The sequence below is a fragment of the Nonomuraea sp. NPDC050328 genome (genome assembly GCF_044459405.1).
GTDB lineage: Bacteria > Actinomycetota > Actinomycetes > Streptosporangiales > Streptosporangiaceae > Nonomuraea.
On sequence record NZ_JBITIW010000016.1, the window covers coordinates 24,110 to 47,893 of the forward strand.

At 72.6% G+C, this 23,784-nt stretch carries 19 protein-coding genes; 12 read left to right on the forward strand and 7 right to left on the reverse strand.

What is annotated here, in order from left to right; translation table 11 throughout:
* The first annotated feature begins 4 nt into the window (after positions 1 to 4).
* The 4 genes from ACIBG7_RS40030 to ACIBG7_RS40045 are packed head-to-tail and all read left to right on the forward strand — an operon-like array spanning position 5 to position 5,625.
* Positions 5 to 1,336: an extracellular solute-binding protein gene (locus ACIBG7_RS40030; protein ID WP_357918686.1), complete on the forward strand. Its 1,332-nt coding sequence runs from the start codon at positions 5 to 7 to the stop codon at positions 1,334 to 1,336.
* A gap of 58 nt (positions 1,337 to 1,394) precedes the next feature.
* On the forward strand, positions 1,395 to 2,333 hold the full coding sequence (locus ACIBG7_RS40035) for a carbohydrate ABC transporter permease (RefSeq protein WP_397339640.1): 939 nt from the start codon (positions 1,395 to 1,397) through the stop codon (positions 2,331 to 2,333).
* Positions 2,330 to 3,148 carry a carbohydrate ABC transporter permease gene (locus ACIBG7_RS40040; protein ID WP_357918692.1) on the forward strand — a complete coding sequence of 273 codons (819 nt, stop codon included), beginning with the start codon at positions 2,330 to 2,332 and terminating at the stop codon, positions 3,146 to 3,148. Before ACIBG7_RS40035 ends, ACIBG7_RS40040 begins: the two co-directional genes overlap by 4 nt.
* Entirely contained in the window at positions 3,145 to 5,625 is a 2,481-nt protein-coding gene (locus ACIBG7_RS40045) for a GH116 family glycosyl-hydrolase (RefSeq protein WP_397339641.1), read from the forward strand. Before ACIBG7_RS40040 ends, ACIBG7_RS40045 begins: the two co-directional genes overlap by 4 nt.
* 28 nt (positions 5,626 to 5,653) lie before the next feature.
* Here ACIBG7_RS40045 and ACIBG7_RS40050 read toward each other — a convergent pair whose 3' ends face one another.
* On the reverse strand, positions 5,654 to 6,823 hold the full coding sequence (locus ACIBG7_RS40050; RefSeq protein WP_357918698.1) for a glutamate--cysteine ligase: 1,170 nt from the start codon (positions 6,821 to 6,823) through the stop codon (positions 5,654 to 5,656).
* An 80-nt stretch (positions 6,824 to 6,903) separates the two neighbouring features.
* Positions 6,904 to 8,127 (reverse strand): PP2C family protein-serine/threonine phosphatase, encoded by a 1,224-nt coding sequence (locus ACIBG7_RS40055; protein ID WP_397339642.1) that lies wholly within the window; start codon positions 8,125 to 8,127, stop codon positions 6,904 to 6,906.
* A 177-nt stretch (positions 8,128 to 8,304) separates the two neighbouring features.
* Between ACIBG7_RS40055 and ACIBG7_RS40060 the strand changes: the two genes are divergently transcribed.
* Positions 8,305 to 8,646, forward strand: coding sequence for a YciI family protein (locus ACIBG7_RS40060; RefSeq protein ID WP_397339643.1), 342 nt, complete (start codon positions 8,305 to 8,307; stop codon positions 8,644 to 8,646).
* On the forward strand, positions 8,643 to 9,863 hold the full coding sequence (locus ACIBG7_RS40065) for a sigma-70 family RNA polymerase sigma factor (protein WP_357918707.1): 1,221 nt from the start codon (positions 8,643 to 8,645) through the stop codon (positions 9,861 to 9,863). Before ACIBG7_RS40060 ends, ACIBG7_RS40065 begins: the two co-directional genes overlap by 4 nt.
* Here ACIBG7_RS40065 and ACIBG7_RS40070 read toward each other — a convergent pair.
* The 3 genes from ACIBG7_RS40070 to ACIBG7_RS40080 are packed head-to-tail and all read right to left on the reverse strand — an operon-like array spanning position 9,814 to position 11,571.
* A complete protein-coding gene (locus tag ACIBG7_RS40070) occupies positions 9,814 to 10,698 on the reverse strand; it encodes a cytochrome c biogenesis CcdA family protein (protein ID WP_397339644.1) in 885 nt (294 codons plus the stop codon). The two genes, ACIBG7_RS40065 and ACIBG7_RS40070, sit on opposite strands and share 50 nt — an antisense overlap.
* A 3-nt stretch (positions 10,699 to 10,701) precedes the next feature.
* Positions 10,702 to 11,277: a redoxin domain-containing protein gene (locus ACIBG7_RS40075; RefSeq protein ID WP_397339645.1), complete on the reverse strand. Its 576-nt coding sequence runs from the start codon at positions 11,275 to 11,277 to the stop codon at positions 10,702 to 10,704.
* 54 nt (positions 11,278 to 11,331) lie between these two features.
* Positions 11,332 to 11,571: a hypothetical protein gene (locus tag ACIBG7_RS40080; RefSeq protein ID WP_357918714.1), complete on the reverse strand. Its 240-nt coding sequence runs from the start codon at positions 11,569 to 11,571 to the stop codon at positions 11,332 to 11,334.
* Between the two features lie 185 nt (positions 11,572 to 11,756).
* Here ACIBG7_RS40080 and ACIBG7_RS40085 point away from each other — a divergent pair, with 185 nt between their 5' ends.
* From ACIBG7_RS40085 to ACIBG7_RS40100, 4 genes are all read left to right on the forward strand, one after another.
* Complete coding sequence (locus ACIBG7_RS40085) at positions 11,757 to 14,045, forward strand: FdhF/YdeP family oxidoreductase (RefSeq protein WP_397339646.1); 2,289 nt, start codon at positions 11,757 to 11,759, stop codon at positions 14,043 to 14,045.
* The gene (locus tag ACIBG7_RS40090) at positions 14,042 to 14,677 is read left to right on the forward strand and encodes a DUF1345 domain-containing protein (RefSeq protein WP_357918720.1); all 636 of its coding nucleotides are present in this window, start codon (positions 14,042 to 14,044) and stop codon (positions 14,675 to 14,677) included. The genes ACIBG7_RS40085 and ACIBG7_RS40090 overlap by 4 nt, the downstream gene beginning before the upstream one ends.
* A 101-nt stretch (positions 14,678 to 14,778) precedes the next feature.
* Complete coding sequence (locus tag ACIBG7_RS40095; RefSeq protein WP_397339647.1) at positions 14,779 to 15,600, forward strand: alpha/beta fold hydrolase; 822 nt, start codon at positions 14,779 to 14,781, stop codon at positions 15,598 to 15,600.
* Positions 15,601 to 15,632: 32 nt separating this feature from the next.
* On the forward strand, positions 15,633 to 16,430 hold the full coding sequence (locus ACIBG7_RS40100; protein ID WP_357918726.1) for an alpha/beta hydrolase: 798 nt from the start codon (positions 15,633 to 15,635) through the stop codon (positions 16,428 to 16,430).
* A 98-nt stretch (positions 16,431 to 16,528) separates the two neighbouring features.
* On the opposite strand, the gene ACIBG7_RS40105 is transcribed toward ACIBG7_RS40100, so the two are convergent.
* Positions 16,529 to 17,362 carry an alpha/beta hydrolase gene (locus ACIBG7_RS40105; RefSeq protein WP_357918729.1) on the reverse strand — a complete coding sequence of 278 codons (834 nt, stop codon included), beginning with the start codon at positions 17,360 to 17,362 and terminating at the stop codon, positions 16,529 to 16,531.
* Between the two features lie 67 nt (positions 17,363 to 17,429).
* Here ACIBG7_RS40105 and ACIBG7_RS40110 point away from each other — a divergent pair, with 67 nt between their 5' ends.
* Complete coding sequence (locus tag ACIBG7_RS40110) at positions 17,430 to 20,054, forward strand: AAA family ATPase (protein ID WP_397339648.1); 2,625 nt, start codon at positions 17,430 to 17,432, stop codon at positions 20,052 to 20,054.
* Between the two features lie 80 nt (positions 20,055 to 20,134).
* Positions 20,135 to 20,971: an alpha/beta fold hydrolase gene (locus ACIBG7_RS40115; protein WP_397339649.1), complete on the forward strand. Its 837-nt coding sequence runs from the start codon at positions 20,135 to 20,137 to the stop codon at positions 20,969 to 20,971.
* Between the two features lie 39 nt (positions 20,972 to 21,010).
* On the opposite strand, the gene ACIBG7_RS40120 is transcribed toward ACIBG7_RS40115, so the two are convergent.
* Positions 21,011 to 23,746, reverse strand: a complete 2,736-nt coding sequence (locus ACIBG7_RS40120) for an AAA family ATPase (protein WP_397339650.1) — start codon at positions 23,744 to 23,746, stop codon at positions 21,011 to 21,013.
* Positions 23,747 to 23,784: the final 38 nt, after the last annotated feature.

Below are 23,784 nucleotides of genomic sequence, written 5' to 3' on the forward strand. Positions count from 1 at the left end.
CGACGTGCGCACACCACTCATCCGGCTGATCGCGGCCGTGGCCGGCGCGGCCGTGCTGGCCGCCGGCTGCGGCTCGGGCGGCAAGCCACCCGCCCAGGGCGGCGGCGGGGGCGCCAAGGCCGAGATCACCCTCTGGCAGCAGAAGTTCACCGACCAGGAGGACGCCTGGTACAAGAAGGCGGTCGCCGCCTTCAACAAGGCGCAGGACAAGGTCGTGCTCAAGCACGTGATCGTCCCCGCCGACACCTGGGACCAGAAGATGAAGGCCGCCCAGGCCGCCGGCAAGGCGCCGGACGTCTACACCGTCAACTACAGCAAGGTGCCCGGCTTCGCCCGCACCGGCGTGATCCAGCCGCTCGACAAGCTCATCCCGGCCGACAAGTGGGCCGGGCTGCAGGAGTCGGTGGCCGGCTCCGTGGCGTACAAGGGGCAGAAGTACGCCTACCCCATGCTCGTGGAGCCCTCGGCCGTGCTGTTCTGGCGCAAGGACCTGTTCACCCAGGCCGGGCTCGACCCCAACCGGCCGCCGGCCACCTGGCAGGAGCTCATCGACTACGGCAAGAAGCTGACCACCAAGGACGTGGCCGGCGTCGTCACCGCGGCCAACCAGATCGACATGGCCTGGTCGACGTGGGGCCTGCAGTGGAACGCGGCCGGGCACCTGCCGATCACCGACGACTGGTCGGCGCCGCAGGCCACCGATCCCAAGTACAAGCAGTTGTTACAGGTCTACCAGACCCTCTACCAGGAGGGGATCATGCCCAAGCAGCCGCTGGCGCCCTACGCCGACGCCAACCCGCTGGGCCAGGGCAAGACCGCGATGATGGTCTGCGGCTCGTGGGCGGCCAGCGTGCTGATCCAGGACTACCCGAAGCTGGTCGGCACCATCGGCGCCGCGGCGCTGCCCTCCTTCGACGGCGACGCGACCAAGCCCACCGCCACGCTCGGCGGCTGGACCATGGTGGTCGACGCCAAGAGCAAGAACCCGCAGGGGGCGGCCGACTTCGTCTCCTGGCTGCTGGCCGGGGACACCACCCTGCTGGTGGAGTTCTTCAAGAACACCAAGTTCTCCAAGTACTCGCCGCGCTCGGCCGTCGCCGACGCGATCGCCCAGGATCCGGCCGTGGCCGAGAACCCGTGGGCCAAGATCATCGAAGAGCAGGTCGTCAAGCACGCCAAGCCCGAGCCCACCTACGACTGGGCCATCAGCCTGGCCTTCGGCAAGGCCATCGAGAAGGCGCTGCAGGGCAAGGACATCGACCAGGCCCTCCAGGCCGCCGACGCCGAGATCAAGGACCTGATCGCCAAGAACAACCTGGCCGGACAGGGATCCTGACCCTCGCGAGCCCGCTGCCGGCCCGCGCGCAGGACCGGCAGCGGAGAAAGGAGTGCCCGTGGCTGTCACGTCACTGCGGGCCACGAGCGCCGGGGCCCAGGCCGGCACGGCCCCGCCCCGGCGGCTGAGGCGGGACAACCGGGCGGCGTTCCTCATGGTGACGCCGCTGCTGGTGCTGCTCGGCGTCTTCGTGATCTGGCCGCTGCTCCACGCGGCCTACATCAGCTTCTTCACCTGGAGTTTCTACGACCCGGCCGTCTTCGTCGGCCTGGAGAACTACCTCAACGTGCTCACCGACGCGGAGTTCCTGCACTCGGTCTCGCGCGGCCTGCTGTTCTCCGCGATCGTGGTGCCGATCCAGGTGACCGTCGCCTTCGTCTTCGCCAACCTGGTCAAGTCGGTCAGCCGCCGGATGGCCGCGGTGCTGAAGGTGACGATCTACGTGCCGGCCGTGATCTCCGAGGTCATCGCGGCCATCGTGTTCACGCTGATCTACACCCACCGCGGCGGGCTGCTCAACTGGTTCCTCGACTTCTTCGGCATCGAGGCGATCCCGTGGCTCGGCGACACCGCCACCGCGCTGCCCGCCATCGCGGTGCCGGCCGTCTGGATCGGCATGGGCGTCGCCTCGCTGATCATGCTCGCCGGGCTGCTCGACATCCCCGAGACCTACTACGAGTGCGCCTCGCTCGACGGGGCCGGGCCATGGACCAAGATGACCCGGATCACCCTGCCGCTGATGAAGAACGTCATCCTGTTCCTGCTGGTGACCGGCTTCGCGGCGTCGCTCCAGTTCCTCATCCTGCCGTGGCTGATGACCCAGGGCGGCCCGGTGAACTCCACCAACCTGCCGAACCTGTTCATCCTTCAGCACTTCAACACCGACCTGTACGTCGGTTACTCGATCGCCGCCGCGCTCCTGCTGTTCGCCGTGCTCGGCGCGGTGTCGGCGATCATCTTCCGGCTGGTCAGATCAGAGAAGGCGATGGACGCATGAGGCGCGCACTGGGCTGGATCCTGCGGTACGGCCTGGCCGTCCTGTTCGTCGTCGCCGCGCTGTTCCCGCTGGCCTGGCTGGCGGTGGCCGGGTTCAAGGCCAAGACCGAGGTGGTCGCCACGCCGTTCCAGTTCTTCCCCGAGGTGTGGCGCTGGGAGAACTACACCCAGCTCCTGGCCGACGAGGCCTTCGTGCGCTCGCTCGGGGTGACGCTGGTCGGCGCCACCCTGTTCGCGGCGCTGAGCCTGGTGGTCAACTCGCTGGGGGCCTACGCCTTCGCGCGGCTGGAGTTCGCCTTCAAGCGGACCCTCTGGGTCATCGTGCTGACCACGATGTTCATCCCCGGCATCGCGATCATGCTGACCTCGTTCATCGTGGTGACCGAGCTGGGCATGCTGGACAGCATGGCCGTGCTGGTGGTGCCCGGCGCGGCGGCGGGGGTGCAGGTCTTCTTCCTGCGGCAGTTCTTCCTGTCGGTGCCGGCGGCGCTGGAGGAGGCCGCCCAGCTCGACGGGGCGGGGCCGTGGCGGATCTTCCGTCACATCTTCATCCCGCTGTCCAAGGGGGCCTTCGTGGTGGTGGGGGCCACCTCGTTCCTGCTGTTCTGGAACTCCTACGTCTGGCCGGTGCTGACCATCACCGACCCGGAGCTCTTCCCCATCCAGCAGTACCTCGCCGGCTTCCGCTCCGAGCGGAGCAGCGAGCAGGGCCTGCTCATGGCCGGGTCCACGCTCGCCGCGCTGCCGGTCATCCTGCTGTTCCTGATCTTCCAGCGGCACATCATCCGCGGCGTGCGCATCGCGGGGCTCAAGTGAGGGCCGGGCGGGCGATTCCGCACGAGGAGGGCCGGCACGTCGCGATGCCGCTGGGCGGGATCGGGACCGGCAACCTGGCGATCTGCGCCGACGGCTCGCTGCGCCAGTGGCAGCTCCAGAACGTGGGCAACCACCGGGGCGTCCTGCCGTACACCTTCTTCGCCCTGCGGGTGAGCACGTGGGAGCCGCCCTCGGACGAGCTGTTCGTGCTGCAGGCGCAGGCCCCGGACGCCCCGGCCACGCCGCTGGTCGACGACGACCACGTGCCCGCCTGGCAGCGGGACCTGCTGAGCGCGCATCAAGGCGTGCCCGCGACGACCTTCCGCGGGGTCTATCCGTTCGCGCACCTCGACTACCACGGGCTGCCGGTCGAGGTCGGGCTGGAGGCGTTCAACCCGCTGATCCCGCTGGACGTGGACGACAGCTCGCTGCCCGCGGCGCTGTTCACCTTCACCGTCACCAACCCCGGCCCGCTGCCCGCGCAGGTGTGGCTGGCGGCGGCCGTCCAGAACCCGGTCGGGCACGACGGGACGACGCCGGTGGACGGGGTGCGGGCGCTCGGCTACGGCGGCAACACCAACCGGGTGCGGCGCTCGGGCGGCTGGACCTCGCTGGTCATGGACAACGCCGGGCTCGACCCCGCGGCGCCCGGCGCCGGGCAGGCCGTGCTGACCGTGGACGCGGCCGACGCGGCGGTGCTGCCGCAGTGGACCCACCCCGACGAGTTCCTCGCCTTCCTGGCCGGGCGCGCGGTCTACGGCGACGCCGAGCGGGTACGGCACGCGTCCTGGGCGGCCGACCCGCAGGCGAGCGGCCCGCAACAGGCCTTCGGCACCAGCCCGCCCGGCCAGACGTGGAACGGCGGCGTGGTCGCGCCGATGGTCCTGCAGCCCGGCGAGTCGCGCCAGGTCCGGCTCTGCCTGGCCTGGTGCTTCCCCAACCGCTATGCCAGCTTCGTGCAGTTCGGACCGCCGAACCCGGAGTGGGGGCCGACCCGGTTCTGGCTGGGCAACGCCTACGCCACCCGCTTCGCCGACGCGCTCGACGTGGCGGCCCACGTCCGCGACCGGTGGACCTCGCTGCGCGAGGACTCGTTGCGCTGGGTGGAGACGCTGACCGGCAGCAGCCTGTCGCCGGTCGAGGTCGAGCATCTGGCCGCGCAGGCCTCGATCCTGCGCAGCCCGACCTGCTTCCGTGCCGCGGACGGGGCGTTCTTCGGCTTCGAGGGCGTGCTGGGCGCCTCGACGGTCATGTGGACGGGCGACGTCGGCGGCTCGTGCCCGCTCAACTGCACCCACGTGTGGAACTACGCGCAGGCGGCGGCCCGGCTCTTCCCCACCCTGGAACGGAGCATGCGGGCCACCGAGTTCGGGGTCATGCAGGCGCCCGAGGGCTACCTGCCGCATCGCGTGATCGTGCCGACCTACCTGCGCCAGCTCTGGGACCGGCCCATCGGCGGCCCGGTCGAGCCCGCCCTCGACGGCATGCTCGGCGCGGTGCTCAAGACCTACCGCGAGGTACGGCACGGCGCCGCCCTCGACGCCTACTGGCCGGGCGTGAAGCGGTTGCTGGACCACATCCGCGGCAAGTGGGACCCGCACGGCAGCGGCGTGCTGCTGGGCGTCCAGCCCTCCACCCACGACATCGACCTGTGCGGGCTCAACCCCTTCATGGGCACGCTCTGGCTGGCCGCGCTGCGGGCGGCCGAGGAGATGGCGCTGCTGGCCGGGGAGCCCGCGCTCGCGGCGGAGCTGCGGGAGTTGTTCACGCGGGGGAGCGCCCGGTACGACGAGGAGCTGTTCAACGGGTCCTACTACGTGCAGGTGCCGGCGGAGGGCGACTCGGCGGAGTTCCAGTGGCTCGACGGGTGCCTGGCCGACCAGCTCATCGGGCAGTGGTGGGCGCACCAGCTCGGGCTGGGATACGTGCTGCCGCGCGAGCACGTCGTCTCGGCGCTGCGCGCGGTGGTGGCGCACAACCTGCGGAAGGGGTTTCGCGACTTCGAGCATCCCTACCGGGTCTTCGCCGACGAGGACGACGTGGGGCTGCTCATGTGCACCTGGCCACGGGGCGGGCGGCCTGCCGTACCGACCCGGTACTGCGACGAGGTCTGGACCGGCAGCGAGTACCAGGTCGCGGCGCACTGCCTGTGGGAAGGGCTGGAGGAGGAGGGCCGGGCGATTTTGGACGGGCTGTGGAGCCGCTACGACGGGCGGCGGCGCAACCCGTACAACGAGATCGAGTGCGGTGACCACTACGCGCGGGCGCTGGCCGGGTGGTCGGTGCTGGACGCGCTGGCCGGGGCGTCCTACGACGCGGTCACCGGGCGGCTCACCGTGGCTCCGCGCGGACCGGGCCGGTGGCCGTTGCTGCTGCCGGACGGGTGGGGCACGCTCGTCCGCGACGCGGAGGGCGTGCGCGTCGAGCCCGCCTGGGGCGAGCTGAGCATCAGCGGGATCGAGCACGGGCCCGGCTGAGGGGCGCGGCGGATCGAGGGCCTCGTGGTCACCGGCCGGCGGTCTGGCGGCTCTGGTAGGCGGTCAGGGCTCCGGCGCCGCCGCGGCAGCCGTACACCATGCGCTGGCGGGCCGCGCCGCAGCCCACGCGCCGCAGCCAGGTGAGCTGCCTGGCGACCATGGGCAGGTCGCCGGCGGCCGACAGGGCGGGCGTGAGGTAGGTGACCAGCTCGCCGACCAGCCGCCAGGCCGGGACCAGTTTGCGGGTGGCCAGGTCCAGGCCGTTGCCTTCCAGGCCGTCGTGCGCCGCCCGCCAGTGCGCCGCCCGCAGGACCGACTCGGGCGGCTGCGGCGCGGGCAGCCCCGAGCGCACCTCGCCGAGCACGGTCGAGACCAGGGCCCGCACGATCGCGGCCAGCAGCACCGTCTCCCCGGCGGTCGCGCACGCGTCGGCCACCCGCACCTCGACGGTGGGTAGGTGATGGGAGGGCCTCACCAGCCAGTAGATCATCGCCTCGTCGAGGATGACTCCGGAGCACAACATCGCCTCGACCGTCTCGCGGTACTCCTGGACGCTGTCCAGATAGGGCGGGAAGTCCACCGTCGGCCACCTCGCCTGCGCCCGCGCCCGCCAGGCGGCGTGCCCGCTGTCGGTGCAGCCCACCAGAGGCGAGTTCGCGGTCAGCGCCAGCAACGTCGGCAGCCAGGGCCGCAGATGGTTGCAGACCTGGACGGCCTCCTCCAGGTCCGGCACCTCGACGTGCACGTGGCAGCCGCAGGACTGGTCGCCGACCAGCACGGCCCCGTACTCGCGGGCCATCATGCGGTAGCGGGGATCCTCGGTCAGGACGGCCCGGCCGGGCCGCTCGAAGGGAATGGTCCCCGAGGCGATCAGCCGGCAGCCCGCGTCCCGGGCCGCCGCGGCCAGCTCGGCCCGCATCGTGCCCGCCTGCTCGCCCAGGTCGGCCAGGTCATGGTGCGGCGTGGTGATGGCCTCGACCTGGCAGGCGGCGAACTCGCGTTGCAGCAGCCCGCGAAAGCGCGGCGGCATCTTGGCCACGACCTGCCCGGCCCGTGGCGCGGCCCGGCCGGTGCATGGATCCACGAGGAAGAACTCCTCCTCGACGCCGACCGGCGGCACGGCTGTGCCGGTCGGCGGCCGTCCTCTCGACGTCGCCGACGCCGGCGGGCACGACGTCGTCCTACGGCTGTGATCCACAGGGCCTCTTCTCCGCAGCGGACACCGACATCCTTTTTGCCCCGAAATGTCGGTTTCATGCGCGGGCGGGTGAGGTGCGGTCAGTCGGCGGTGATGGTGAGGCGGGACTGGGTCGCGCCCTGCCACTCCACCAGCAGCACCGTGGCGTCGTCCTGGAGCAGGCCGTCGTGGTAGTCCAGCACGCCGTGCACCAGGCGGCGCAGGGTTTCGGGCGCGGCCAGCCCGTCGGCGGTGTGCCGGATGATGAAGTCCACGAACCGGCTGAGTCCGAACTCCCTGCCCCCGGCGCTGCGGGCCTCGGTGATGCCGTCGGTGTAGAGCAGCACCCGGTCGCCGGGTTCGAGCTGCTCGCGGCACATGACGACGGGCAGGTCGAGGCCCATGCCCATGGGATGCGCGGGCGGGCAGGTCAGCGACGTCGTCCACCGGCCCCCGCGGATCACCACCGGCGGGTGGTGGCCCCGGTTCACCCAGCTCAGCATCCCGGTGCTGGTGTCGAGATCGGCCAGGATCGCGGTGACGAAGCGGGTGCCACGCCCGAACTCGGAGATCAGCACCTCCTCGATGTTCACCGTGTTCTCGGCCAGGCCGAGGTCCTGCCGCCGGTTGTTCCGGCACGCGGCCACGGCCAGGCTGGCGGTCAGCCCGGCGGACACGTCGTGGCCCATGGCGTCGAAGATGCCCAGGTGCGCGACGTCACCGGCGATGGCGTAGTCGTAGGCGTCGCCGCCGACCTCGTAGGCCGGCTCCATGGCCGCGCAGATGACCACTTCCGGGTGGGCGAAGGTGAGCGGCGGCATGAGCTTCCACTGCATCTCGGCCGCCACGTGCATCGGCCTCGTGCGCACCAGCCGGGCGTAGGAGTCGCTGTGCGAACGTTTGCTGGCCACCAGCAAGGCCGCCAGCGAGGCCAGCGCCCGCATGTTCACCAGGTCGGTGTCGTCGGCGTCCCGGACGCTGACGCGGAGCATCCCCAGGCGTTCGGTGCCGTCGAGCAGCGGGATCCACCAGTGGTCCGGCTCGCCCTCGGCGCCGGGCCGCGACACGATCCGGGTCTCCATGAACCCGCGCCCGGCCACGGTGTTGCCGATCCGCAGCTCGGCCGGAGGTTTGTCGGCGGTGTCCGCGTCCCCGGCCGGCAGGAGCCTGAGCACCTGCTGCTGGAGATCGGTCAGGTAGATCAGCACTTCGTGCAGACCGACGTACGCGGCGTGCTTCGCGATCAGCGAAGGCATCTGCTCCAGGGCGCCGATGTGGCCGGCCTCCAGCAGCCCTGCCAGCATCCTGCCGGTGTCTCTCACCATGTCGATCTCGATTTCTTGCGGCGCCTGTGCTTCGTGAGGCCGTACGGGTCCTGCCCCGGTTGAGCCGGATTCACGCCGCACCTGGGTATGGGATCCAAGGTAGGCGAGATGTCGTATAGCGCGGGTCGCCGATCGTCTTCCTGGTAAAGCTGGAACCAGACGCGGGAGGCAGCCGACATGAAGTACGTGCTGATGTTCGTCGAGACCGAGCAGTTCGCCAAGGAGCTCGAGGCGATGGGAGAACTGGAGCGGGAGACCGCCTACGAGGCGGTGGGCCGGTGGTTCGCCGACCACGCCGACCAGATCACGCACCACACGCATCTCGCGCCCGCGCACACCGCGACCACCATGCGCATGCGAGCCGGCGCCGAACCGGTCGTCACGGACGGGCCGTTCGTGGAGGGCAAGGAGGTGGTCAGCGGCTACGTCGAGGTCGAGGTGGCCGATCTCGACGAGGCGCTGCGGCTGGCCAGGACCTGGCCGGCCTGCCCGCTCGTGGAGATCCGCCCGGCGGGATGACCACCAGGTCAGGGGCGCCCGGCGGTCCCGAGGCGGAACTGCTGGCGCGGGTGGTGCGGGAGCACGCGGGGCGGCTCGCCGCCTCGCTGGTCTCGTTGCTGGGCGACTTCTCCGCCGCCGAGGACCTGGTCCAGGACGCCGTGGAGACCGCGCTCAGGCGCTGGCCCGCCGAAGGCGTCCCCGACCGGCCCGACGCCTGGCTGTTCACCGTCGCCCGCCGCCGCGGCCTGGACGTGCTGCGCCGGGAGTCGACCTACCGCGCCAAGCTCGCCGAACTGCGCTGGCCGGTGCGGCAGGAGCCGGACGATCGGCTCCGGCTCATCTTCACCTGCTGCCACCCGGCGCTGTCGCGGCCGGCGCAGATCGCGCTGACGCTGCGGGTGGTGTGCGGGCTGAGCACCGCGCAGATCGCGGCGGCCTTCGTCGTCCCGGAAACGACCGTCGCGCAACGGCTGACCCGCGCCAAACGCAAGATCGCCGAGGCCGGGATCCCGTACCGCGTGCCGTCGGCCGAGGAACTGCCCGCCCGGCTGAACGAGGTCCTGGCCGTGGTCTACCTGCTGTTCAACGAGGGCTACCTGTCCAGTACGGCGGAGCGGGCCCAGGCGCGGGACCTGGTCGACGACGCCGAGTTCCTGGCCGCGCTCCTGGTCAGACTGGCGCCCGGCGAGCCCGAGGCGGCCGGGCTGCTGGCGCTCATCCGGCTGCACCGGGCCCGCAACGCCGCCCGCTTCGGCCCGGACGAGCGCCTGGTCCTGCTGCCCGACCAGGACCGGTCGCGCTGGGACCGGCCGCTGATCGAGGAGGCCACCGCGTTGCTCACCCGGGCCGCCCGCACCCATCACCGTCCCGGTCCCTACCAGGTGCAGGCCGCCATCGTGGCCTGTCACGCCGAGGCCGAGCGGTGGGAGGACACCGACTGGCCGCAGATCGTGATGTTGTACGACGTGCTGCTCCACCTCGCGCCGTCGCCGGTCGGCCGGCTGCACCGGGCCGTGGCGGTGCGGTACGCGCAAGGTCCCGCCGCCGCCCTCGCCGAGCTGGACGCGCTGGCCGGCACGCTGGACGGTTACCCGCTGTATCACGCCATCCGGGCGGAGGTCCTGCGGGCGCTGGGGGAGCCGGGGGCGGCGCGCTCGTGTGACGCGCGGGCGCTGGAGCTCACCGTCAATCCCGCTCAGCAGGCTCTGCTGGAGGAGCGGCTGCGCTGGGGTTAGCGGCTCGGCTTCGCCGTACCCGGTGGAGGGTCAGGGCGGCCACGAGCAGGACGGCGAGCGCGGCCCAGGCGAGGCCCACGGACTCCAGCAGGCCGGTGACCAGGCCCTGCGCCGAGGTGACGGCGGAGATGATCGGGTCGTCGGCCGCGGCTCCGGCGAACACCCGCAGCTCGTACCAGCCGTAGTAGGCGACGTACAGGCCGGCGAGCAGCAGCAGCGCCCCGCTGACGCGGGTGACGTACGGCAGGACACGCCGCATCCGGCCCACCACGGCGGCCCTGGCCAGAGCCACGGCCAGGGACAGGAAGGTGACCACCAGCCCCATGCCCAGCGCGTAGGCCGCGAAGACGGCCAGCGCGCCGAGCGGGCCGCCGCCGGTCAGCGAGGCCGAGGTGACCGCGAGGAAGGGCCCGACGGTGCAGGACAGCGAGGCGACGGCGTAGGACAGGCCGTAGCCGTAGAGCGAGGCCGCGGAGGTGGTGGGCCGGCCACGGGACAGCGTGGGGACGCGCAGGAGCAGCTCCCGGCCGCTCAGCAGCCACCCGCCCAGCGCCAGCAGGGCGAGGCCGATGACGATGGTCACCCAGGGCAGGTAACGCCCGACCGAGACCGCCAGCGGCGTGACGACCAGCCCGAACAGGCCGAAGACGGTGACGAACCCGGCGGTCATCGCGGCCGACAGGGTCAGCGCCCGGACGACCGGGCCCCGCGAGGAGGGGCTGTCGTCGCCGAGCAGCAGGGTCAGGTAGGCCGGGAGCATCGCGAAACCGCACGGGTTGAACGCGGCCACGAGGCCGGCCGTCCCGGCGAGGGCGAGCGGCAGGTCGGCGGCCATCGGTCAGCCCGTCAGCTTGCGCACGTGGCCGGCGAGCTCCGCCTCGCCGAGCGGGCCGGTGGCCTTGGTGGCGGAGCCGTCGGGGCGCAGGAAGACGAAGGTGGACTGGCTGCTGACGCCCAGCTTCGTCCACACCGCGCCCTTGGGGTCGGCGAGCTGGACGATGGAGCCGGTGCCGGTGCGCTGGACGAACTCCTTCATCGCGGCCTCGGTGTCCAGGCCCGCGACGCCGACGAAGGCGGCCTCGCGGTACTTGGCCGCTACGGCCTTGACCGCGGGGGCCTCGGCGCGGCACTTCGGGCACCAGGGGGCCCAGAACCAGAAGACCACCGGCCGGCCGGCCAGACCGGCGCCGTCGAACGGCCGGCCGTCCAGGGTCCGCGCGGTGAACCGCAGCGCGGCCGGGACAACAGGCGTGGGCACCGCCGAAGCCGAAACCGCTGCGGGGGTGGTGGGGGCCGAGAGCGGGGCACGGGTGTCGAGCGGCGCGGCCGCGTCGTCCCACTCACCCCCGCCACACCCGCTGACCAGCAAAAACGCCGCGGTGAGCGCCGCCGTGGCGGCCCGTGCTCTGACCATGCGGCCAGCGTAGGACCGCGCACCCGGCCACGGTCTTACGAGGTGATGACGGGCTCAGACGGTCCGCGTCGGCAGGCTCCGCGCGGTCCGCCGCAGTTCGGCGCCGAGGGCCTGGAGCCGCTCCAGCCCGACCTCCTCGTCGAGGGACTGCCGGGCGTCCTGCACCAGTTGCCCGGCCTCCTCCCTGGCGTCGGGCGCCAGGACCGCGCCGAGGTCGACCATCCGGCTCTCGACCTGGTCGGCGGCGGCGACCACCTCGGCGCGCGCCTCCTCGATCTGGTTGTCGGCGGACATCCCTGCCTCCATGAAAGTGTCGTTAGGTAGATGAACCGTAACATTCCGCAACACCAGTCGGCGGACTCCCCCCAAACCCACCGATCCCTTGCCCAAAGCCGAGATTCCGCGGAGCAGGCCGCGGGAATCGTGTGACCGGCGAGGGGCGCTGAGCCTCCGCGGCAGGCGTCACGAAGGGATGCGCCGTGAACGGTGGCGAGGCGGAGCAGGTCGGTCCCGTGCCGGGGAAGGAGCCCGAGGCACGTCCGTACCGGCACCCGGCCGCGGGCTGGGGAGCGGCGAAGGCGGTCACCGAGATCGTGCTGCGCCAGGGCGAGGTGGTGGACGGCCCGAGGTCCCTCCTGCGGATGAACCACGAGGACGGCGGCTTCGACTGCCCGGGCTGCGCCTGGCCGGACACCCAGGGCCTGCACCTCGACATCTGCGAGAACGGCGTCAAGCACGCCACCTGGGAGATGACCCGCAAACGGGTCGGGCGCGAGTTCTTCGCCGCGCACTCGGTGACGGAGCTGACCCAGTGGAGCGACTTCGCGCTGGAGGACCAGGGCCGGCTGACCGAGCCGATGGTCTACAACGCCGAGACCGACCACTACGTGCCGATCGGCTGGCAGGAGGCGTTCGAGCTGTTCGGCAGCACCGTGCGCGCGCTGGAGAACCCGAACCAGGCGGCCTTCTACACCTCCGGGCGGCTCGGCAACGAGGCCACCTTCCTCTACCAGTTGATGGCCCGCGAGCTGGGCACCAACAACCTGCCCGACTGCTCCAACATGTGCCACGAGGCCAGCGGCCGGGCCCTGACCGCGGCGCTCGGCACCGGCAAGGGCACCGCCGACCTCAAGGACTGGGAGACCGCCGACGCGCTGTTCGTCATGGGGGTCAACGCCGCCTCGAACGCGCCCCGGATGCTCACCACGCTGGCCCAGGCCTACCGGCGGGGCGCGCAGGTGGTGCACGTCAACCCGCTGATCGAGGCCGCCGCGGGCAGCACGATCATCCCGCACGAGTTCACCCAGATGGCGTTGCTCCGCGCCACCCGCACCAGCACGCTGAACCTGCAGGTGCGCAGCGGCGGCGACATGGCGCTGATGCGCGGCATCGCCAAGGCCACCCTGGAACTGGCCGAGACCGACCCCGGCGCGGTGGATCGGCAGTTCCTCGACCGCTACACCGTCGGCTTCCAGGAGTACGCGGCGCTGTGCGCCTCGACGTCGTGGGAGGAGATCGAGCTCCAGTCCGGGATCAGCCGCGAAGGCGTCCGCAAGGCGGCCCGGGTCTACCGCGACGCCGACCGGACCGTCATCAGCTGGTGCCTCGGCGTCACGCAGCACGAGCACGGCGTCGACACCATCCGGGAGATCGTCAACGTGCTCCTGCTGCGAGGCAACATCGGCCGCGAGGGCGCCGGCCCGTCACCGGTGCGCGGGCACAGCAACGTGCAGGGCAACCGCACCTGCGGGATCGACCACCGGCCGCCGGCCGGCTTCCTCGACCGGCTCGCCGCGGTCTGCGGCATCGACCCGCCGCGCGCCCCCGGGCTGGACACGGTCGGAGTCATCGAGGCGATGCACCGGGGCGAGGTGAAGGTCTTCGTCGGCATGGGCGGCAACTTCGCGCTGGCCGCGCCGGACACCGTCTACACCCAGGCGGCCCTGCGCTCGTGCGAGCTGACCGTGCACGTCAGCACCAAGCTCAACCGCAGCCACCTCGTCCACGGGCGCAAGGCGCTGATCCTGCCGTGCCTGGGGCGGACCGAGAAGGATGAGCAGGCCGGCGGGCTCCAGGGGACCTCGGTCGAGGACTCGATGAGCATGGTCCACCTGTCCGTCGGGATGAAGGGGCCCGCTTCGCCGTACCTGCGGTCGGAGCCGGCGATCATCGCCGGGCTGGCCCGGGCGGCGCTGCCGGCCAGCGCCACGCCGTGGGAGTGGTACGTCGAGGACTACGACCGGATCCGGGACACGATGGCCCGGGTGCTCGACGGGTTCGAGGACTTCAACCGGCGGGTGCGGCTGCCGATGGGCTTCCGCATCAAGCAGCCCGCGCGCGAACTGGTCTTCCTCACGCCGTCGGAGCGGGCCGAGTTCGCTTCGGCGCCGCTGCCCGACGTGCTGCCCGCTCCCGGCACGTTCAGGTTGTGGACGATGCGCTCGCACGACCAGTGGAACACCACCATCTACTCCGACGACGACCGCTACCGGGGGATCAAGAACCTGCGGACCCTCGTCTTCATGAACGCCGACGACATGCGCGAGCTCGGCATCCCCGAGTTCGGGCCGGTGGACGTCACCGCCACGGCCAAGGACGGCTCCACCCGCTCCCTGACCGGCTTCCTCGCCGTCCCGCACGACATGCCCCGCGGGTGCGCGGCCGGCTACATGCCGGAGATGAACGTGCTGTGCGCGATCACCGACTACAGCGCCCAGAGCGACCAGCCGCTGATGAAGCAGTTGCGGGTCACCATCACCGGCACATGATCCGGCCGCCGCTGTCGGCCGTCACCCGGCTCGTGTACTCCGGGCTGGCCGGCGCGGTCGTCGGCGCACTCGTCGGACTGCTGGCCGACGGGCCGATCGCCCTGCTCACCGCGATCACCGCGACCGCCACCGCCTTCGTCGTCTCCGGGTGGATCGTGTTGTGGTCCATGGACGCGGGCACCACGCACCGCTACGCGCGGCGCGAGGACTTCCGGCCGGTGACCGAGGAGGTCGTGATCGTCACGGCCGCGCTCTCCGGGCTGACGGTCATCGTGGTGCTGCTCCTGGTCGGCAACACCGGCGACAGCCACGCCGCGGCCGCCGCCGGCGTCGCCGGGGTGTTCATGGCGTGGGCGGCGCTGCACCTGATGTACGCCACGCGCTACGCCTACCTCTTCTACGAGCACGCCGGCGGGATCGACTTCAACTCCCCGCACCCGCCGTCCTACAGCGACTTCCTCTACTTCAGCTACAACCTCGGCATGACCTACCAGGTCTCCGACACCGACGTCTCCAGCCCCGAGATCCGCCGGGTGGTGCTGCGCCACTGCCTGCTGTCCTACGTCTTCGGCACCAGCATCCTGGCGACCACCCTCAACCTCGTCGCGGGCATCGTCACAGGTCCCTCGTAAGCACCCGGCCGGCCGTCCGCAGTGCAGTCATCTGACCGATTGCCGCCGGGCGGCGCGGATCTAGCGTCGATCCCGTCGAGACCGACCAGGGAGGACCCCAGATGCCTTACGTGACCAGCGCAGACGGAACCGAGATCTTCTACAAGGACTGGGGGAGCGGGCAGCCGGTGGTGTTCAGCCACGGCTGGCCGTTGAACGCCGACGCCTGGGACAACCAGATGCGCCTGGTGGCCGACCGCGGCTTCCGCGCCATCGCCCACGACCGGCGCGGCCACGGCCGCTCCGGGCAGTCGTGGGAGGGCAACGAGATGAACACCTACGCCGACGACCTCGCCGGCCTCCTGGACCGCCTCGACCTGCGCGAGGCGGTGCTGGTGGGGCACTCCACCGGCGGCGGCGAGGTGACGCGCTACATCGGCCGGCACGGCACCTCGCGGGTGGCCAAGGCCGTCCTGCTCGGCGCGGTCCCGCCGCTGATGCTCAAGAACGACGCCAACCCCGACGGGCTGCCGATCGAGGTGTTCGACGGCATCCGGGCCGGGGTCGAGGCCGACCGCTCCCAGTTCTACAAGGACCTGGCGGTGCCGTTCTACGGCTACAACCGGCCCGGCGCCAAGGTGTCCCAGGGCGTGATCGACGCGTTCTGGCTGTGGAGCATGCAGGTCGGCGTCAAGGGCGCGCTCGACTGCATCCGAGCCTTCTCCGAGACCGACTTCACCGAGGACCTCAAGCGCTTCGACGTGCCGACCCTGATCGCGCACGGCGACGACGACCAGATCGTGCCGCTCGTCGCCTCGGCGCTGGCCTCGGTCGAGCTGGTCAAGGGCGCGACCCTCAAGGTCTACGAGGGCGGGCCGCACGGCCTGGCCGGGGACTTCGAGCGCGAGTTCAACGACGACCTGCTGTGCTTCCTGACCCAGTGAAGGCTTCCGGCCCAGCGAAAGGTGAAACCGCTATGAGCAAGCCCGACACCATCGTCCTCATCCACGGCTTCTGGGTGACGCCCCGCAACTGGGAGCACTGGATCGCCCGCTACGAGGCCCAGGGGTTCAAGGTCCTGGCCCCCGCCTACCCCGGCTTCGAGGTCGAGGTGGAGGCGCTCAACGCCGACCCGACGCCGATCGAGCAGGTGACCGTCCCGCAGATCATCGAGTCGCTGGAGAGCCTGATCCGCGGCCTCGACCGGCCGCCGATCATCATGGGCCACTCGGCGGGCGGCGTGTTCACCCAGATCCTGCTCGACCACGGGTACGGCGCGGCGGGCGTGGCCATCAACTCCGCGCCCACCGAAGGCGTGAAGGTCATCCCGCTCTCCCAGATCAAGGCCACCTTCCCGGTGCTGAAGAACCCGGCGAACCGCCACAAGGCCGTCGGTTTCACCTTCGAGCAGTGGCGCTACGCCTTCACCAACACCTTCCCCGAGGAGCAGGCCCGCGCCGCCTACGAGCGCTACCACATCCCCGCCTCCGGCCACATCTTCTGGGGCAGCGCCCTGGCCAACATCCACCCGGGCAAGGACGACAACTGGGTGGACTACCGCAACGACCGGCGCAAGCCGCTGCTGTTCATCTCCGGCGAGCACGACAACCTCATGCCGCCGAAGATCCAGCGGTCCAACGCCGCCCACTACAAGTCGCCCGAGACCCTCACCGAGGTGCTCGAGTTTCCCGGCCGCTCGCATCTCATGCCCGCCGAGGAGGGCTGGGAGGAGATCGCCGACGCCGCGCTCGCCTGGGCGCTCAAGCACTCCTGAGCCAGGAACCCGACGGCCCCGCCGTACCTCTCCGAGAAGGAGGTACGGCGGGCCGTCGGCGTTCACGGGAGAGGGCCGCAGCGGTTACGTAAGTCCATCTACGTCATCCGACGAATGCCTTCAGCCGCCCCGCTGCCTACCGTCGGATCATGCTCTCCAGCCCGAAGCTCCGCCAGCAGCAGCCGGTTCCACTCCTCGGCATGGGTGACCGAGGCGCCGTGCGGCGCGTCCGGGACGCACGCCAGCCGGGCGCCGGCGATCGACCGGGCCACGCGCTCCGCGCCGCCGTCCGGGTCCACGAAGGCGTCCCGGCCGCCCGCGATGACGAGCACCGGCACGGTCACCCGGGCCAGGTCGGGTCCGGGGTCGGCGTCACGCCAGGTGCCGAGCGCGCCCAAGGTGGCCTGGGGCGCGCCGTCGCAGGCCTCCCGCAGCAGGTAGAGCCGGGTCTGCTCGTCCAGGGCGTCCTGCCCGTCGACGGCGAACAGCCGCCGCAGGACCTCGTCCAGCACCGGGATGCGGTGCCGCGCGGCGGCGTCGTGCAGGTCGCCGGCCAGCGGGCCGGGGAACAGGACCGGGCTGCCCAGGACCAGCCGGCGCACCCGGGTGGAGGTCGCGGCGTAGGCGAGCGCTTCGGCGCAGCCGGTGCCGAACCCCACCAGGCTCACACCGGTCAGGCCGAGCCCGTCCACCACGGCCGCCAGGTCGGCGGTGAAGGCCGCCTGGTCGTACCCGCCCCAGGGCCGGTCGGACCGCCCGAAGCCGCGCCGGTCGTAGCCGATCACCCGGTGCCCCGCCGCGACGAGCGCGGCGACCTGGGGTTCCCAGAACCGGAGGGTGAGCGGCCAGCCGGGGACCAGGAGCACGGGAGCGCCCGAGCCGAAGTCCTCGACGTGCAGGCGCACCTGGTCATCCACCTGTAGCAGCGGCATCTGCCCAGCATGGGCCCGCCGGGTCCCGGCGGCATCGGTCAAATGACTGCACCCGAGGAGGCGTTCCATGGACATCATCGGCCGCGAGCGTGAGCTCGCCGAACTCCGCCGCGCGATCGACCGCGCCCCGGGCACGCCGCCCAACGTGGTCCTGCACGGCGATCCGGGCGTGGGCAAGTCCGTGCTGCTGCAGGCGGGCATCGCCTACGCCAGGGAGCGCGGCGTCCGGGTGCTGGGCGGCAGCGGGTTCGAGAGCGAGGCGCAACTGGCCTTCGGCGGCCTGTTCCAGCTCTTCGCCCCGGTGATGGACTACCTCGACCGCGTCGAGCCGTTCCACCGCGACGTGTTACGCCGGGTGCTGGGCCTGCAGGCGGGGCCGGCGCCGGACCGGCTGGCCATCTCGGTGGCCTCCCTGGCCGTGCTGGCGGCGGTGGCGGAGGACGGCCCGGTGCTCATCGCGGTGGAGGACGCGCACTGGGTGGACCACCCCACGCGCGAGGTCATGATGTTCATCCTGCTGCGGCTCCAGCCGTACGACCTGCGGGCGATCTTCGCGCGCCGGCCGCTGACCGCCCGCGAGCGGGTCACGCCGGGGATCAACATGCTGGAGCTCGGCCCGCTAGCCGACGAGGACGCCGGGCACCTGCTCGACGAGGTGCATCCCGGCCTGCCCGAGTCGGTCCGCCGCCGCGTGCTGCAGGACGCCGCGGGCAACCCGCTCGCGCTCACCGAACTGCCGCAGACCTCGGTCGGGGTGGAGCTGCTGCCCGCGGGCGCCCCGTTGCGCACCCGGCTGGAGGCGGCCTTCGCCGACCGGGTGCTGGCCCTGCCGCCGCACATCCGCACCACGCTGCTGGTCGCCGCGCTGGACGGGGACCGCCTCGAACACCGGGCCGAGCTCTCGCCGCACGACCTGCTGGAGGTCGAGGGGCTCGGGCTGGTCACCCGGCACTCGACCCCGTCCGGGCTGCGCTTCCGGCACCCGCTGGTGCGGTCGGCGATCAGCGGCACCGCCTCGCCGGAGGAGCTGCGCCTGGCGCACGCGGTGCTGGCCGAGCAGTACAAGGACGATCCCGAGATCAGGATGTGGCACCTGGCCGCCGCGAGCGTCGAACCGGACGAGGCGACCGCCGCCGAGATCGAGGCGGCGGCGGACGCGGTGAGCGTGCGCGGCGGCACCGGGCTGGCGGTCGAGGCGATGCGCAAGGCCGCGGCGCTCACCCCCGACCTGGCCGACCGCGCCCGCCGGCTGGAGCGCGCCGCCGAGCTGGCGGGCGAGTCCGGCCAGCTCGACCTGGCGCAGGAACTGCTCGACGAGGCCCGCCGCCACCTGGACGACCCGGCCCGCGCGCTGTCCACCCGGGCGCAGATCCTCCTGCTGCGCGACGGGGACCTCGACGCCGCCCGCCGGCTGCTGCGCCGCGCGCCGGGCTCGGGCCTGCTGGTCCGGGTGCTGGCCGCCTCCTACGCCCAGGACCACGAGGAGTGGGCCGAAGTCACCGGCCTCGTCTCCGGCCTCGTCTCCGGCAGTGGCGACCCGCACGTCCGGCTGCTGCACGACGTCTTCCGCGGCGAAGGCAGCGCGGAACGGGTCCGTGCCGCCTTCGACGCCCTGCCCGGCGAAGCCCCGCCCGGCCGGGTGGCCGCGCTGTGCCGGGCGGCGACCTGGCTGGACCTGCTGCCCGACTATCGACCGCACATCCGCGGCCTGATCGGCGGCGAGGGCGCCATGCACGCGGCGAGCGGCTACTGGCTGGCCGCGCACGACCACTTCCTGGCCGGCCAGTGGGACGCCGCCGAGACCGCCGCCGGCGCGGGCCTGGACCTGTGCGTCCGGCACGACCTCGACCTGCTCGCCCACGACCTGCGCTGCAGCCTCGGCTGGATCGCCGCGGGCCGCGGGGACGCCGACAGCGCGCTGGAGTACAGCCGGACCGTCGAGCAGTGGGCGGCGCCGCGCGGCAGCGGACTGCACCTGTCGCTGTCGGCGCGCAACCTGGCCCTGGCCGCGATGGCGCACGGCGACTACGAGAGCGCCTACGGGCACTGGAGCGGCATCAGCCCGCCGGGCTCGGTGCCGGCGCACGTCGCCTACGCCCCCTGGACGGTCTTCGAGCTGGTCGACTCGGCCGTGCGCACCGGCAGGACCGCCGAGGCGCGAGCGCACGTGGCGGCGGCCATGCGGCTGGCCGTACAGCCGCCGAGGCTGCGGCTGCTGATCACCGCCGCCCGCGCCCTGGTCGCCCCGGAGGAGGAGGCGGCCGGCCTGTTCCGCTCGGCGCTGGCGCTGCCGCTGACCGAGCGCTGGCCGTTCGACCACGCGCGGATCCGGCTGGCCTTCGGCGAGCTGCAGCGGCGCCGCCTGCAGCCCGGCGAGGCCCGTCCCGAGCTGCGGCGGGCCTCGGCGTTGTTCGCCGGGATGGGGGCGAGCGCCTGGCAGCAACGGGCCGAGCAGGAGCTGCGCGCGACCGGTGTGGCGGTCACCGCGCGGCCCAACGCCGCGCACGGGCTGACCTCCCAGCAACTGGAGGTGGCCCGCCTGGCCGCCTCGGGGCTGAGCAACAAGGAGATCGGCGAGCGGCTGTTCCTGTCCTCTCGGACGGTCAGCGCGCACCTGTACCGGATCTTCCCCAAGCTCGGGATCACCTCGCGGGCAGCACTGCGCGACGCGCTGGAGGGTGCAGTCAACTGACCGATTCGCCGGCCGGGGGCGCCGCCGCATGCTCGTCCTGCCGACGAGAAGCCGGCGCCTACCGACGAGGAGCGATCACCATGACCGTCCGCCCCCGCCACCGCGGCCTGAGCATGTTGCTGGCCGTACTGACCCTGATGCTCGGCCTGACCGGCACCGCCACCTCCGCCGCCGCCACCGCCACCACCTCCGCCGCTGCCACCACGGGCGGCACCGCGAAACCCACCGTGGTGCTCGTGCACGGCGTGTTCGCCGACTCCTCCGGCTGGAACGCGACGATCACCGCGCTCCAGGCGGCGGGTTTCCCGGTGATCGCCGCGGCCAACCCGTTGCGTGACCTGGCCGGGGACTCCGCCTACGTCTCCAGCCTGGTGAAGACCATCCCCGGCCCGGTGATCATGGTCGGGCACTCCTACGGGGGCGCGGTCATCACCAACGCGGCGCGGGACAACGCCAACGTCAAGGCCCTGGTCTACGTGGCCGCCTTCGCCCCCGACCAGGGCGAGACCCCGCTCAAGCTGGCCGAGCGCTTCCCCGGCAGCCTGCTGGGCGGCGCGCTGGTGATCCGCGACTTCCCGGGCGGCGGCCACGACGGCTACATCGACCAGGCCAAGTTCCGTGAGGTCTTCGCCGCCGACCTGCCCGTGCACGTCACCCGGCAGATGGCGGTCACCCAGCGGCCCGGCAGCGTCGACGGCCTGTCCGGCCTGAGCGGCGTCCCGGCCTGGAAGTCGGTCCCGTCCTGGTACGTCATCCCGACTGAGGACAAGGTCATCCCGCCGGCCGTGCAGCGCTTCATGGCCGAGCGGGCCGGCAGCAAGGTCCGCGAGGTCACGGGCGCCTCGCACGTGGTCATGCAGTCCCGGCCCGACGTCGTGGTCCGGCAGATCCTGGCGGCCTACTCCGCCACCCGCTGACCAGCTCCATCGAAGGGCCCGGCGTCCGCGCCGGGCCCTTCACCCGTTCCCGGGCAGGGCGTCGCGGAGCTGGCTGCGGGCGTTGATGCCGAGCTTGGGAAAGAGCCGGTACAGGTGGGTGCTGACGGTCCGGGGCGACAGGTAGAGCTGCTGGCCGATCTCCCGGTTGGACAGCCCCGCGGCGGCCAGCCGGGCGATCTGCAGCTCCTGCGGCGTGAGCCGGTCGAGCGTGCTGGGCAGTCGCAGGTCGCTGGCCTCACCGGCGGCACGCAGCTCCTGGCGGGCGCGCTCGCCCCAGGGCAGCAGGCCGAGGGTGTCGAAGGCGTCGCGGGCGGCGCGCAGCGAGGCGCGGGCCTCGTGCACCCGCCGCCGGCGGCGCAGCCAGGTGCCGTGGGAGAGCAGGAGCCGGGCGCGCGAGGTGGGCCAGGTGGACAGGTCGGCCTCCAGCGCCTCCTGGTAGAGCCGCTCGGCGTCGGCGTCGGCGGCCAGGAGCGCGCGGGCGTGCCGCAACCCCACGTGCAGCAGCGGGGCGGGGGTCTTCCGCCCATCCGCCTCCAGCTCCGCCAGCAGCGGCCGAACCTCGTCCTGCCGCCGGGCCAGGACCGCGGCCTCGACCAGCTCGCTGATCACCCAGTGCCGCCAGACCGCGTGGTAGGCGGGTCCGCCGCGGTCGAAGATCCGCAGCAGGTAGTCGACGGCCTCGTCGTGCCGCCCGGCGCACAGCGCGATCATGCCTCGGGCGTGCTGGAGCATCGACCGGATCGAGCTGATGTTCATGGTGCCGAGCGCCCGGTCGCCCTCGGCGGCGAGCGCGAGGCCCTGCTCCTCCTCGCCGCGCAACCCCGCCAGCAGGGCGAGTACGGCCAGGCAGCTCGCCACCCAGCGCGGCTGGCCGGACTCCCGGGCCAGCCGCTCGCCTTCCTGCCCGGCGAGTACGGCATTGCGCCAGTCGCCGCAGAACACCTCGTTCCAGGTCTGCGAGCAGAGCGCCTGAGCCAGGACCCCGAGCCGGCCCTGCGCCCGCAGGCCCGCGATGGCGGTCTCCAGGAGGTCGCGGGAGAGCGGGTAGTCGCCGACCGCGGTGGCGGCCACGCCCAGCAGCCGGGCCTCGGCGCCGTCGAGACTCTTCTCGCGCAGCCTGCGCACCCGCTCGATCACCTCGGCGCCGTGCTCGACCGGGGCGGAGGTGGACATGATCATGATCAGCCCGGGGTCGTCCGGGCCGGGCGCCAGCCGCCGGGCCAGGGTGAGGACCTGGTCGCGCAGCTCCCAGCCCGGTTCGGTCCACCAGCAGCGCAGGCCCGCGGCCCGGACGAAGTTGAGCGCCAGGGGGCGGTTCCCGGACGCCTCCAGGGTCTCGGCGGTGGCGATCAGCCGCCGGATCCGGTCGGGGCCCTCGTTCTTGCCCTCGTCGAACACCGCGCCCAGCCAGGTCAGCCGGGCGCGTTCCGTCTCGTCCAGGTGCTCGGGCTCGACGAGGGCCAGCAGGGCGGCCACCTGGTCGCCGCGGCCCAGCTCGAACGAGAGCTCGGCGGCACGCAACAACCGGCGCGCGCGGACCGACCGATCCTCGCTGATCTCGGCCGCCCGGCGCAGGGCGGTCACCGCGACCGCCACCGCACCGCGCCGCCGTGCCCGTGCGGCCGCCGCCTCCAGCTCGGCGGCTACCGGCTCGTCCGGCCGCTCGATGGCCGCGGCGCGATGCCACGCCCGGCGATCCGGATGTGCACCGAGCACCTCGGCCAGCGCCGCGTGCGCGCCGAGCCGCTCGGCGTGCGCGGCAGTCCGATAGACCGCCGACCGCACCAACGGATGCCGAAACCGCACCACCCGCCCCACACCACCCTGCTTTGGGACCTTGGCCACCCCACCCTTTTCCTCGATTAACACCAGCCCGGCCGTCACGGCTGGGGTCAGGTCGGCGGGTGTGGCTCCGGCGGCTGCGAGTGCCTCGGCCAGGTCGGGCCCGTCGTTGGCCGCCGCGGCGAGCAGCAGCCGCCGGCCCGAAGGTGAAAGCTCGCCCAGCCGGGCCGCGAAGGCCCGCTCCAGCCGCGCGGTGAGCGGCAGGAACCCGTCCTCCGCACCCTCCTCCCCACCCAGCGCCACCGGAAGCTCGGCCAGCGCCAGCGGGTTGCCCGCCGCAGCCTCCAGGACCCGCAGCCGCACCCCCTCGGCCAGCCCCGGCGCCCGGACATCGAGCAACTCCTCGGCCGCAGCAGGCTCCAGCCGCTCCAGCTCCAGCTCAGGCAGCCCAGGCCCGGGCAGCAGGCTGGGATGCCCGTCCCGGATCGTCATCAGCACCGCCACCGGCTCGGCCCCCACCCGCCGCACCAGGAAGGCCAGCACCTCGGTCGTCGGCCGGTCGAGCCACTGCACGTCATCGACGGCCACCAGCACGGGCCGCCGCGCGGCGGCGTCGCTGAGCAGCGTGAGCACGGCCAGCGCGATCAGGAACGGCTCGGTGTCGTCCGCCTCCCGCAGCCCGAACGCGGCGCGCAGAGCCTCCCGCTGCCGCTCCGGCAACGCGTCGATCGTGCCGAGCAACGGCTGCAGAAGCTGGTGCAGCCCCGCGAACGGCAGATGGGTCTCGCTCTGCACGCCCGCGGCGGACAACACCACGACACCCCGCCGCCGCGCATCATCGGCGGCAGCGGCGACCAGCGCGGACTTGCCGATCCCGGGAGTGCCGCGCACCAGCAGCGCGCCGCCCCGGCGGGGCAGCCCGTCGAGGAGCGCCCCGATCCGCGCCGTCTCGCGCTCGCGGCCGATCAGCACGTCCGACCTCCTGCCGCCGATTCAGTCCACTTTGTGGA

Bases quoted from the DNA above. Each gene is read 5' to 3' on its own strand.
- ACIBG7_RS40080 (WP_357918714.1), bottom strand. From the start codon at position 11,571: ATGTCCGCCGACAACCAGATCGAGGAGGCGCGCGCCGAGGTGGTCGCC.
- ACIBG7_RS40115 (WP_397339649.1), top strand. From the start codon at position 20,135: ATGACCGTCCGCCCCCGCCACCGCGGCCTGAGCATGTTGCTGGCCGTA.
- ACIBG7_RS40070 (WP_397339644.1), bottom strand. From the start codon at position 10,698: ATGGCCGCCGACCTGCCGCTCGCCCTCGCCGGGACGGCCGGCCTCGTG.
- ACIBG7_RS40105 (WP_357918729.1), bottom strand. From the start codon at position 17,362: ATGCCGCTGCTACAGGTGGATGACCAGGTGCGCCTGCACGTCGAGGAC.
- ACIBG7_RS40040 (WP_357918692.1), top strand. From the start codon at position 2,330: ATGAGGCGCGCACTGGGCTGGATCCTGCGGTACGGCCTGGCCGTCCTG.
- ACIBG7_RS40100 (WP_357918726.1), top strand. From the start codon at position 15,633: ATGAGCAAGCCCGACACCATCGTCCTCATCCACGGCTTCTGGGTGACG.
- ACIBG7_RS40095 (WP_397339647.1), top strand. From the start codon at position 14,779: ATGCCTTACGTGACCAGCGCAGACGGAACCGAGATCTTCTACAAGGAC.
- ACIBG7_RS40055 (WP_397339642.1), bottom strand. From the start codon at position 8,127: ATGGTGAGAGACACCGGCAGGATGCTGGCAGGGCTGCTGGAGGCCGGC.
- ACIBG7_RS40075 (WP_397339645.1), bottom strand. From the start codon at position 11,277: ATGGTCAGAGCACGGGCCGCCACGGCGGCGCTCACCGCGGCGTTTTTG.
- ACIBG7_RS40065 (WP_357918707.1), top strand. From the start codon at position 8,643: ATGACCACCAGGTCAGGGGCGCCCGGCGGTCCCGAGGCGGAACTGCTG.
- ACIBG7_RS40060 (WP_397339643.1), top strand. From the start codon at position 8,305: ATGAAGTACGTGCTGATGTTCGTCGAGACCGAGCAGTTCGCCAAGGAG.
- ACIBG7_RS40090 (WP_357918720.1), top strand. From the start codon at position 14,042: ATGATCCGGCCGCCGCTGTCGGCCGTCACCCGGCTCGTGTACTCCGGG.
- ACIBG7_RS40110 (WP_397339648.1), top strand. From the start codon at position 17,430: ATGGACATCATCGGCCGCGAGCGTGAGCTCGCCGAACTCCGCCGCGCG.